At 30.0% G+C, this 12,863-nt stretch carries 5 protein-coding genes and 1 CRISPR repeat array (1 of these 6 cut by a window edge); all 5 genes read left to right on the top strand.

The genetic code is table 11. The annotated features are described in order from the left end of the window. The first annotated feature begins 4 nt into the window (after positions 1-4). The 5 genes from KF896_02315 to cas2 are packed head-to-tail and all read left to right on the top strand — an operon-like array spanning position 5 to position 4,300. Positions 5-1,318: a hypothetical protein gene (locus KF896_02315; GenBank protein ID MBX3042527.1), complete on the top strand. Its 1,314-nt coding sequence runs from the start codon at positions 5-7 to the stop codon at positions 1,316-1,318. A gap of 5 nt (positions 1,319-1,323) precedes the next feature. After that, the gene (locus KF896_02310; GenBank protein ID MBX3042526.1) at positions 1,324-2,412 is read left to right on the top strand and encodes a CRISPR-associated protein Cas7; all 1,089 of its coding nucleotides are present in this window, start codon (positions 1,324-1,326) and stop codon (positions 2,410-2,412) included. Between the two features lie 53 nt (positions 2,413-2,465). After that, positions 2,466-2,957, top strand: coding sequence for a CRISPR-associated protein Cas4 (cas4, locus tag KF896_02305; GenBank protein MBX3042525.1), 492 nt, complete (start codon positions 2,466-2,468; stop codon positions 2,955-2,957). A gap of 1 nt (position 2,958) precedes the next feature. Then, positions 2,959-4,032: a type I-B CRISPR-associated endonuclease Cas1 gene (gene cas1b / locus KF896_02300; GenBank protein MBX3042524.1), complete on the top strand. Its 1,074-nt coding sequence runs from the start codon at positions 2,959-2,961 to the stop codon at positions 4,030-4,032. Between the two features lies 1 nt (position 4,033). Continuing rightward, positions 4,034-4,300, top strand: coding sequence for a CRISPR-associated endonuclease Cas2 (gene cas2, locus KF896_02295; protein ID MBX3042523.1), 267 nt, complete (start codon positions 4,034-4,036; stop codon positions 4,298-4,300). A 217-nt stretch (positions 4,301-4,517) separates the two neighbouring features. Continuing rightward, a CRISPR array of direct repeats spans positions 4,518-12,863; the repeat unit is 30 nt; unit sequence CTTTTAATCGAACTATATTAGAATTGAAAT (it continues 8,918 nt past the right edge of the window).

Genomic DNA, 12,863 nt, shown 5'->3' with positions numbered 1-12,863 from the left:
AATTATGTACACAAGTTATATCGGCAAGAAATTTCTTGAATATTATAAGGAAGAATATTCCAAACCTCAAAATTATTCAGCCGAGCAGTTTTTTGATGAAGTGATGTTCCCTATTTTCTTTGATGATGAAAGGCATCTGATGCATGTAGGAAATTCCCCATTTTTCCAAAAAGTTTCGGATGCAGACAAAGAGCTTCATGGAACTCGAACAAAAGCTCAGTTAGCAAGATTCAAAAAGAAAATATTATCCGGAGATTTTGGTGGTGATATTTTAGTTGGTTCCGGTTCAAGTGATTCTTCTGCTACTACATCAGGACAAATTAGTGATTTAAAAATTATTCAGGTATCTGAAGAAGCATACTTATCATGGATTGGTCAGGCATTGGCAGTAAGTGTAAAAGGTGGAATTGCAAACCTGATTGATAAAAGGGAAATTCTCTTATTGTTGTATCAGGGTTGGAGTTTATACGGTGAATTTATTAAACAAACTCCGGGATTGAAGGATAAGCAAATTGAGACATGGAACGGAAATTATTTGAAGCAAATGTTAAATGCAGGAAATTGTGAGTTTAATGCAAGTTCCGTCGAAGTTGAAATTACATTAGGTAAACTTGCTATTCAGACAATTCAATGGACAGAATTAATTTTTGAGCTTTCAAAAAAGTATAAGAATGATACTATTTTTTCCTATGTCTATGTATTATCACAAACAAACACAACAGTTGGTATGATTTCATTCTTCCTCAATGAAATTTACGAACTTTATGAACTGCGGGATATGATATTTATCAATGAAAAGGATACTGTATTAAGTGATAATCAGATTGAAAGACTTTTACCTTTTTACTCTTTTAAGCAGGCATGTATGCAGGGAACAATAGGTTTAAAGTCAATCGAACCAAGAGGGTTGAGAAATTATTTACCGAAAGGTTCTTTTGATTATTCTAAAGGTAATGATATTAATATTCAAAAAGAAGATAACTTTCCTATTTATAAATTATGGATTATAGCTATGTTGAACAAAAAAGAACTTCTTGATTTATCAAGAGAATTTGCAAAACTACTGAAAAATTCAGTAGAGAAAAAACAGACTTCGGAAGGACGGGCAAAATCAACGCAACAGCAATTTGTTAAAGATATTTTTGATAGTAAAACATCAAAACAATTTGTTGATAATATTACAAATCTCGTTGATAATGCCAATTCTGACATTTTAAGAAAAATGGCTGAAGAAGCAATTCTGATGCCACGTGATAATTTTCCGTTATTCATTACATTAATCAAATTTGAATATTCAATTTTAAACAATAAGGAGTAGTTTTAATGAAGAGAAATCCATATCTTTACATTCGTGGTCTAAGAAAAGTTGACCACACTGTTTTTGCTGTCAATGACGGACAGAAATTTTATTACGACCCGCAATTTGGGTATAAACAAGCATATTCAAGCGGACAACAAGTAAAACGCTCAATTCTTGATGCCTTGAATTTACCATTTGCAGCTATTACTTTCAATTGGGAAATTGAAAATTATGGCAAAAAAGATAAAGAAGCAGCAAAACAAAAAGAGCCACACTCACCTTGTGACCCGTCTTTTGCAGACCAGTTACTTGGCGGTTATATGAAAGCAGAATCAGGTGCATTTACAGTCAAACGAAGAAGCCCGCTTTCTATATCTGCAATGAGACCAATCCATCCTTTGTTGGGAGGTATTGAATCACCAACTGAAAATTTGACTTTCGACAGAACGCAATACCCGGAACATCATGTTGTTAATGTTTATAAAGTTGAAAATTCCAAAAGAGTATTAATCGAAAAAGAGGAGCTTGATAAATGGCTGACTGAAAATCACCGAAGTCTTCCAAACAGAGCATTCATTCAAGACCAGAAAAGAACTTCCGGCTTATTCGTTTATGATATTGCTATTGACTTACGCACACTTTTCTGCGTTTCAACTAACAAGTATGAACCGGAATTATTCCCTGAGATTGAAGAGAAATTAAAAGGAGACGGCTGGGTTGAAACAAGCAATGTGTTCGGCAAATGCCTGTTGTGTCCGGATGAAAAAAGGAAAGAAATTATCGAATCACTTGCTCACGCTATAATTAACTGGAGGATAACTTCCAATCAGGCAAGAACTTTTTCTTTAATGGAAACAATTGCTATTGCTATGAGCGATAATGCCAATAAAGTTGCATTTGCAATTCGTGGTGAACTAAGCGACACTACGGAAAGACCCACTGCCAATCCGGTAATTGATGAAAATTCAGGTGCTGAAATATTTCAGACACCACTGGTTTCATCAATAATTCCCGGATTCGCAGGCAGTTCAGATGCCCTTGACAAAGCAAAACAGTACATAATTGATTACCTGAACAAATATGACTATGTGAATCAAAAGTATTTAGATTAATTATTCACGGGGCTGTGATGAGCAGCCCTGATTTTTCCATTATGACACAACAAATCCACATAACAGGGACCCAGCTTAACTACTTCTTCGTGTGTAAGAGGAAGTTGTGGCTGTTTGCTAACCATATCCAGTGCGAGCAGGAATCAGACCTTGTGCTTCAAGGTAAGATTATGCACGAAAATTCTTATTCTTATGAGAAAAAAGAATATGAGTTTGAAGGGATTAAGGTGGATTGGCTCGATTTGAATAATAAGGTTATTCACGAAGTTAAAAAGTCGGATAAGGTCGAGGAGGCGCACCTCTGGCAACTGAAATATTATCTGTATTATTTCAGGAAAAATAATATCGGTGAGTTTACAGGCGAAATTAATTACCCGAAATTGCGTAAAAAAGAACAGGTTATGCTAACTGATGATGATGTGGTTTATATCGAAAAAATTATTGATGAAATTGAGGTTGTGAAGAATTTACCTTTTGCACCTAAAGTGGAGAAGCCGATGAAAATATGTAAGAAGTGTTCGTATAACGATTTATGCTGGGTGTGATATGAAAAGAATGTACTATATTTTTACACCGGGTAAATTGAAACGCAAAGAAAATACGGTTTTTTATGTGCCGTTCAAAAATGTAGAGCCACAGGATGATGAAAATTTGCAGAATGAAGTTTTGCTTTCGGTTGATTCGGATATGGCGGAATCACTACCTACAAATAAAATAGTATTACCTGTTCAGGATATTGATTCATTCTATATTATGACGGAGGCATCATTTAATACCAAATTCCTTGATTTCTGCTCAGCAAATAAGATTCCTATTCATTTTTTTAATTATTATGGATTTTATTCGGGGACTTATTATCCGAAGGAATATTTGTTAAGCGGCTCTTTGCTTGTTAATCAGGTAAAACATTATTCAAGTATTAGCAAACGTCTGGAAATAGCACGCAAATTTATTGAGGGTGCGGCGTTTAATTTAAGTAAAAATCTCAAGTATTATAATACCAGAAATAAGGATTTGCAGGCACAGATTGATACGATGGAAGGTTTGGCAATGGACATTCCTTCTGCGACGAGTATTGAGCAACTGATGGGCATTGAAGGTAATATCAGGAAGGTTTACTATACGGGATTTGAGGAGATTCTTGGTAAGGAATTTGAGCTGATTTCGAGGAAATATAACCCTCCTTCAAATCCATTGAATGCGTTGATTTCATTTTCAAATATGATGGTCTATACTACGGTTTTATCGGAAATTTACAGAACGCAGTTGAACCCGACTATATCATTTCTGCACGAACCGGGAGACAGAAGATTTTCGCTTGCACTTGATATTGCTGAAATATTTAAGCCGTTATTTGCAGACAGACTAATTTTTAAAATGATTAATAACAGGCAGATTCAAACAAAGGATTTCGAGAGTCGTCTGAACGGATATTATCTTAAAGATACTGCACGTAAAGCGTTTGTGCAGGAGTACGACGAAAAGCTGAAAACGACGATTAAGCACAGGAAACTTCAGAAAGAAATATCTTACAGACGCATTATACGGTTGGAATGCTACAAGTTGATAAAGCACCTGATAGGTGATACGGAATACGAACCATTTAAGATATGGTGGTGAAATGTACTGCATATTAGTCTATGACGTAGGTGAAAAACGTGTTGGCAAAATGCTGAAACATTTCAGGCAATATCTAAACTGGATTCAGAACTCTGTTTTTGAAGGCGAACTTACAAAAGGACAGTTTGATGAAATGATGGGTGTTGCAAAAAAGCTGATGAAAAAAGAGGAGGATTCTATAATTTTGTTCAGTATGCAGAGTAATAAATATCTTGACAAGAAAATTTATGGAGTTGATAAATCTGGCTTAACATCTAATTTTATCTGATGTTATCTAAATCAATAGTCGTCGAGTTCGTAAATATTTGAGAATTGTATATAAAATTTTGGATGTAAATTGTTCCTTGACAACCGGAAAACACAGATGAATACAGAAGTCGTCATTAGAGGGTGATTTTGGGTGAATTGGAGGTTGACGACTTTTTAACCGCAAAAATCAAAATATTTCTTGATTAAATGCGGTTTTTTTCGTATTTTTGAAACGACTTTTAATCGAACTATATTAGAATTGAAATTTCCATAACAAATTCTGTTTAATTGATGCGATGCACTTTTAATCGAACTATATTAGAATTGAAATATATGAAATTGAATCGGATTTTTGTTATTTACTACTTTTAATCGAACTATATTAGAATTGAAATATATATGATTGGACTGATAGAGATGTTTGGAAAGCACTTTTAATCGAACTATATTAGAATTGAAATTTACTTATATCTACGAATGGAGTTCTAAATTTAAGTCTTTTAATCGAACTATATTAGAATTGAAATAATTGTACAGAGTTAGCTTAATATTTGCAAATGACTTTTAATCGAACTATATTAGAATTGAAATATAGAAATTCTTTTTATAAAATTCTTTAGTAAACTCTTTTAATCGAACTATATTAGAATTGAAATCAATTTAAATGATTCTTTACCCCAAAGTGGAATCTCTTTTAATCGAACTATATTAGAATTGAAATTACGGCAGGCGGGCTGAGGTCATGAAAAGAACAGCCTTTTAATCGAACTATATTAGAATTGAAATAAAAGCTGACGAGTATGCAACTGACGAAAACAGATTCTTTTAATCGAACTATATTAGAATTGAAATACGGTTAAGCCTGAAATGTTGGCAAGAAATTTAATACTTTTAATCGAACTATATTAGAATTGAAATACCGTTTTTGTGCGTTGGACATTTTGGTAGGATGTGCTTTTAATCGAACTATATTAGAATTGAAATCTTTCCAATAAAGAGGTTACGGCATGTGCACGTATGGCTTTTAATCGAACTATATTAGAATTGAAATCTATCAAACTATCAAATACACTTCCTATATCGTTAACTTTTAATCGAACTATATTAGAATTGAAATTTATAAGAAACTTCCCCCCTGGCTTAAGTACATGTCTTTTAATCGAACTATATTAGAATTGAAATCAGGGAGTTTTTATTTATCCGAAACAGGAGAAATCCTTTTAATCGAACTATATTAGAATTGAAATGGCAATGTAAAATATAATGATTTTCTTAGAGAATATCTTTTAATCGAACTATATTAGAATTGAAATAATCAAAAGATTATGAAAGCAGAAAATAAATCAATCTTTTAATCGAACTATATTAGAATTGAAATAATGAAGAACGTCCAAAGCTTGAGGAAAGCATAACTTTTAATCGAACTATATTAGAATTGAAATTTGAATTTCAAATTCAATGATACACCTTTAGACACTTTTAATCGAACTATATTAGAATTGAAATACAGTAAATCTACTTAAAACAGGTCTTGACGGCAAGCTTTTAATCGAACTATATTAGAATTGAAATGACCTTCATCTAAATGAAAAGCTCAGACGCAGGCTCCTTTTAATCGAACTATATTAGAATTGAAATAAAGTTCGCCAATAGTGAATTCGCCTGTACCCACGCCTTTTAATCGAACTATATTAGAATTGAAATAAATTTGACCGACTAAGACAAACGCATGAGCGGATCTTTTAATCGAACTATATTAGAATTGAAATAAATATTAATTGAATGACTTTGATTATCGTCTGAACTTTTAATCGAACTATATTAGAATTGAAATCTAATAATTGTTTTTTGTCATGCAAGGTTCTATACTTTTAATCGAACTATATTAGAATTGAAATAGACAAATCACTTATCAAAATCTGCAAATATTGCTTCTTTTAATCGAACTATATTAGAATTGAAATCTCACCTGAAGCAAGGGATTTAGCGAAATTTCTTGCTTTTAATCGAACTATATTAGAATTGAAATTTATATCCGGCAACAACATAACTTCGAGTGTATTTCTTTTAATCGAACTATATTAGAATTGAAATTTATTAAGCATTTACAGAGTACCGACTGTATGAGTACTTTTAATCGAACTATATTAGAATTGAAATTTTTTATCTATATAAACGTTGCTTTTTTCAATTTTTCTTTTAATCGAACTATATTAGAATTGAAATATTTTTTGGAAGGCAAATTTACAATTGATAACAATTCTTTTAATCGAACTATATTAGAATTGAAATTGAATACCATGCGAGTTAATATCCGGTATGGATTCACTTTTAATCGAACTATATTAGAATTGAAATTAATTTTCACTAAATTTGTTTGAATGTGTTATAAGCTTTTAATCGAACTATATTAGAATTGAAATATTAAGAGATATGGTCACTGTTAACGCAAAAGTTCTTTTAATCGAACTATATTAGAATTGAAATTGCGTCAAATCAAATTGTTGTTCTTTTAAGTAGTATCTTTTAATCGAACTATATTAGAATTGAAATTAATTTTTTCATACTTTTGTATGTGTTTAATTATCTTTTAATCGAACTATATTAGAATTGAAATAAAGGTAATAAAGATAATAATTGTTGTTCTGTTCTCTTTTAATCGAACTATATTAGAATTGAAATTCATTTGTCGATATTTTACATCATAAACTTCTAACCCTTTTAATCGAACTATATTAGAATTGAAATTAAATTAGATTCGGCGTGAATATAATAAAGTTTATTCTTTTAATCGAACTATATTAGAATTGAAATTAGATTTATACGCCAAAGTTTGTTCCCTAAAGAGACTTTTAATCGAACTATATTAGAATTGAAATTTTTTGTATGAATATAGTTATTTATTGAAAATAAATCTTTTAATCGAACTATATTAGAATTGAAATAGAATTGAAAAACCGGAAATTGAAAAAACAACATTCTTTTAATCGAACTATATTAGAATTGAAATTATATTTTGTTTTTAAAAATTCAATTTCGTTTCTACTTTTAATCGAACTATATTAGAATTGAAATTGATTATGAGATGATAAAGTCGAAGATGGAGCGTAACCTTTTAATCGAACTATATTAGAATTGAAATACTGTATCAACTATAATTTCCACGTCTTGGAATAAACCTTTTAATCGAACTATATTAGAATTGAAATTCGTCAAAACCCTCAGCAAAGGCTGTACCGCTCCGCTTTTAATCGAACTATATTAGAATTGAAATTAAATCGTAAATTTCGTGAGCTTTATCGCTTGTTACTTTTAATCGAACTATATTAGAATTGAAATTATGACTATTGGCTTGAGACGGTGTTTGCAAGTAGCTTTTAATCGAACTATATTAGAATTGAAATGTATTCTGGATATTTGCATAAACTAATTTAGAACCGCTTTTAATCGAACTATATTAGAATTGAAATTTTTTTGCGATATAAAAAGCTACTTCTACCATGACTTTTAATCGAACTATATTAGAATTGAAATCTCAATTCTCGGGTCATTTCTAAAAATACGGCATTCTTTTAATCGAACTATATTAGAATTGAAATTAGAAAATTTAGATGAGAATATTTTAAGCAGTATGCTTTTAATCGAACTATATTAGAATTGAAATGCGAAACAATTTAATAATTTTATATTATTGCAATCTTTTAATCGAACTATATTAGAATTGAAATTCGCTTTTGTAAGCGTTGCGAAATCGTCCATTGTCTTTTAATCGAACTATATTAGAATTGAAATCGATTTGGCTGATGGTATAAAGCCTGACGCAAACGCTTTTAATCGAACTATATTAGAATTGAAATTTTGAATTGATAATCAAACGTTGTTTCGTTTATATTACTTTTAATCGAACTATATTAGAATTGAAATGTCATATTTACAATTCTTTGTAGCTTCGTAAAATTCTTTTAATCGAACTATATTAGAATTGAAATACAAATGTCAATGATTGTTGCACCCCGTCTAAATACTTTTAATCGAACTATATTAGAATTGAAATCACGGTTACTGTACCCGCAGCAGCGTTGCCTTCATCCTTTTAATCGAACTATATTAGAATTGAAATCAAAGTTATATCTGTAACTCTGAACCTCGCCGGACCTTTTAATCGAACTATATTAGAATTGAAATGCATATTTCTTAAAAGCCTCTGATGCTCGGCTTCAACTTTTAATCGAACTATATTAGAATTGAAATGAGGCTGTCGGCTCTGCAAGATTAGTGATTTTCTGACTTTTAATCGAACTATATTAGAATTGAAATTTTTATATCAACGATAATCCACTCAACACCATCAATCTTTTAATCGAACTATATTAGAATTGAAATAGCTAATTGCCGTTCTAACACGGGCTTTGACTCTGCCTTTTAATCGAACTATATTAGAATTGAAATTTATTTAATCAGTTTTCGGTTTATTAGCTTACTCTCTTTTAATCGAACTATATTAGAATTGAAATTTTGCTATTGATGATGATGGACTAATTCCATATTCTTTTAATCGAACTATATTAGAATTGAAATTAGGATAACCCTTAGCGACTAAAGATTTACCAAAGCCTTTTAATCGAACTATATTAGAATTGAAATGCAAATGTAGTCCAAGTTACCGCTGTTGACCCTAAAGTCTTTTAATCGAACTATATTAGAATTGAAATCCTGCTACTTTTACATTTGCAGTAAGTTCATTAGTCTTTTAATCGAACTATATTAGAATTGAAATCTTTTTCTTTTTGCAGTGCAAGAGATGAAGTCAGCTCTTTTAATCGAACTATATTAGAATTGAAATTGGTTTGTGAAAGAGCATCACCGCAGAGGCGGCAATCTTTTAATCGAACTATATTAGAATTGAAATAGAATTACGTCACCGTAAACAATCGCTGTGTCTGCTTTTAATCGAACTATATTAGAATTGAAATGCGTTCTCTTCTCAAAATGAGTAAAGATTGAGTATCTTTTAATCGAACTATATTAGAATTGAAATCAGTCAAAGCAGTCGCTTTTGTAGCAGGTAAAATCTCTTTTAATCGAACTATATTAGAATTGAAATCTGATATTTTAGTCGAGGGTACTATTTTGACGATCTTTTAATCGAACTATATTAGAATTGAAATAATGACTTTATTTTTAACTTTGACTTCTTCGACTGCCTTTTAATCGAACTATATTAGAATTGAAATTATTAATGTGCCTCCAGCCAGTTTAGCGACTGACACTTTTAATCGAACTATATTAGAATTGAAATACGAAATCCAATATCAATACAACTACTGGCTTTCACACCTTTTAATCGAACTATATTAGAATTGAAATACGGACAATCAATTTTGCCGAATATCAATATTGTAGCTTTTAATCGAACTATATTAGAATTGAAATTCCGCTATAAATTTATAAAAAATTGCCACCTTTTGCCTTTTAATCGAACTATATTAGAATTGAAATTTAACGATTTCATACCTGCCGGATTTGCTAAACGCTTTTAATCGAACTATATTAGAATTGAAATATTCATATATTTTTACGCTGTATTCCGGTATTTTCCTTTTAATCGAACTATATTAGAATTGAAATAAAAATGTATATGTATGTAATTTGATTTATCAATTCTTTTAATCGAACTATATTAGAATTGAAATTAAATATTTGAATAAATACAAGGTGATTTATGTCTCTTTTAATCGAACTATATTAGAATTGAAATTCGCTCCGTCCTGACCTATGTATAAATTCATTTCGATCTTTTAATCGAACTATATTAGAATTGAAATCATTTTACAGCTGAGCAAATACCTGCAGTTGAAGCTTTTAATCGAACTATATTAGAATTGAAATTTATGCAACAAGGAATGCTGTTTAATCAATTAAAACTTTTAATCGAACTATATTAGAATTGAAATCGCCTTACTGGCTCGAGGAATGGCGTGCAGCTTACGCTTTTAATCGAACTATATTAGAATTGAAATCAACTAATGTAATTTTCCCTGTAACTAATGGTAAAGCCTTTTAATCGAACTATATTAGAATTGAAATTTATATACGTTGTTAGGCACAGTAATTTATCAAACTTTTAATCGAACTATATTAGAATTGAAATATGGTGAAGATAGGGGTAGAGTTATTTGGTTAAGACCTTTTAATCGAACTATATTAGAATTGAAATTTTGCTATCTATCAATTTCAATTTCGCACAAAAACTTTTAATCGAACTATATTAGAATTGAAATAAGTAAATTTGGATATGTTTAATAATGCAGAAAATCTTTTAATCGAACTATATTAGAATTGAAATAATACAAAAAAAAGCCTGTAAACATTGAGGAATGCCTTTTAATCGAACTATATTAGAATTGAAATTTGAATGATAAAATCAGTCGTTTACAGGAGCAAATCTTTTAATCGAACTATATTAGAATTGAAATATTGATAGAAACTGAAATTTTTGTAGTCGAATATTCCTTTTAATCGAACTATATTAGAATTGAAATCTGGCTAAAAGTACAATTCGTGTAAGAGAAAGACTCTTTTAATCGAACTATATTAGAATTGAAATTAAAGTATGGTCTTGATTTAAGAGGATGGCACGCTGCTTTTAATCGAACTATATTAGAATTGAAATGAGGTTTCCCATTTGAGTTAATAGATTCCGGTAAGGCTTTTAATCGAACTATATTAGAATTGAAATACTGTAAATATGGAATTATTGGGAAACTTGGAACGCTTTTAATCGAACTATATTAGAATTGAAATACTGTAAATATGGAATTATTGGGAAACTTGGAACGCTTTTAATCGAACTATATTAGAATTGAAATCCTTGTAAATATGATTTGATGCACGAATTTCACTCTTTTAATCGAACTATATTAGAATTGAAATAAGGGTAAGATGTATAAAGGCAGGGAGTCAACATTTCTTTTAATCGAACTATATTAGAATTGAAATAGACAACTATAACAATAAACCACCATTTTTTGTAACTTTTAATCGAACTATATTAGAATTGAAATTTGCTTGCCGTTTATCCTTAGCACCAATTAACACTGCTTTTAATCGAACTATATTAGAATTGAAATGTGTTAATTTGACGGTAGCTGAGCTAAAAGCCATCACTTTTAATCGAACTATATTAGAATTGAAATTATAAAGTCCTGATATGCCGATTCAGGCTCTGCACTCTTTTAATCGAACTATATTAGAATTGAAATATTACAACTAATTATTTGAAAATTAAATCTTATATTCTTTTAATCGAACTATATTAGAATTGAAATTACATAAGGGTCGTGGACTATCTTTTCAGTAGTCTCTTTTAATCGAACTATATTAGAATTGAAATCTTATGACAACCCTTTTCTAACGCATGACAATATTGCTTTTAATCGAACTATATTAGAATTGAAATCTGGGTATTGATAACCGTATGGCGGTTGGAAATAAATCTTTTAATCGAACTATATTAGAATTGAAATCTAATTTTCGACAGCCCAATTTTGGAAAGTAAATTCTTTTAATCGAACTATATTAGAATTGAAATACAAAGGATATACAACTGCTTTTGTGCTTTTCTGCCTTTTAATCGAACTATATTAGAATTGAAATAAAAAGTCATGATGACTTAGTAGATGCTTTTGTTTACTTTTAATCGAACTATATTAGAATTGAAATAGAACCACCAGCGACTATATAACCGCTAACAATCGCCCTTTTAATCGAACTATATTAGAATTGAAATAAACATTTAAAATTACTTAATTCTAAGCTCATAGAGGCGACTTTTAATCGAACTATATTAGAATTGAAATTTATTCCTTTTTGATACTGACAATCGTCCGTTATCAGCTTTTAATCGAACTATATTAGAATTGAAATAATGCTGCTTACGATGTTAGTGGTACTGTAAAAGCTTTTAATCGAACTATATTAGAATTGAAATATATTTATTAGTTTATCTGCCATCGTTCAGCCTCACTTTTAATCGAACTATATTAGAATTGAAATTCTGTAATTGGGCTGTATAATTCCATTAGCTTAGCCTTTTAATCGAACTATATTAGAATTGAAATTTCAAAACAATGATAACGACCGATTAAAAAATCCCTCTTTTAATCGAACTATATTAGAATTGAAATAATTTTACGGTTGCACATTTTTTCAAAATTGAAAGGCCTTTTAATCGAACTATATTAGAATTGAAATCATTTAAGGGCTTTAACATGAAATATAAAATCACCCTTTTAATCGAACTATATTAGAATTGAAATTAGTTCAATCTTGGTTGCATTTTCTTTAAATCCTTCTTTTAATCGAACTATATTAGAATTGAAATGCAAATACCTGTTTTATTTGAAAGTGCTGTAATTTCTTTTAATCGAACTATATTAGAATTGAAATTAAATATATCAGACATTTTCTTTGTGAATAGTTGCCTTTTAATCGAACTATATTAGAATTGAAATTATATTTTTAATATTGCTGTTGCGTAATACTATTCCTTTTAATCGAACTATATTAGAATTGAAATAAGC

The sequence above is a fragment of the Ignavibacteriota bacterium genome, assembly GCA_019637995.1.
In the GTDB taxonomy this organism is placed as follows: Bacteria; Bacteroidota; Ignavibacteria; order Kapaibacteriales; family UBA2268; genus JANJTB01.
This window is presented reverse-complemented; position numbering and strand designations above follow the sequence as displayed.

Excerpts from the sequence above, each read along its gene's own strand:
- KF896_02310 (MBX3042526.1), top strand. The coding sequence starts at position 1,324 with ATGAAGAGAAATCCATATCTTTACATTCGTGGTCTAAGAAAAGTTGAC.
- cas2 (MBX3042523.1), top strand. The coding sequence starts at position 4,034 with ATGTACTGCATATTAGTCTATGACGTAGGTGAAAAACGTGTTGGCAAA.
- KF896_02315 (MBX3042527.1), top strand. The coding sequence starts at position 5 with ATGTACACAAGTTATATCGGCAAGAAATTTCTTGAATATTATAAGGAA.
- cas1b (MBX3042524.1), top strand. The coding sequence starts at position 2,959 with ATGAAAAGAATGTACTATATTTTTACACCGGGTAAATTGAAACGCAAA.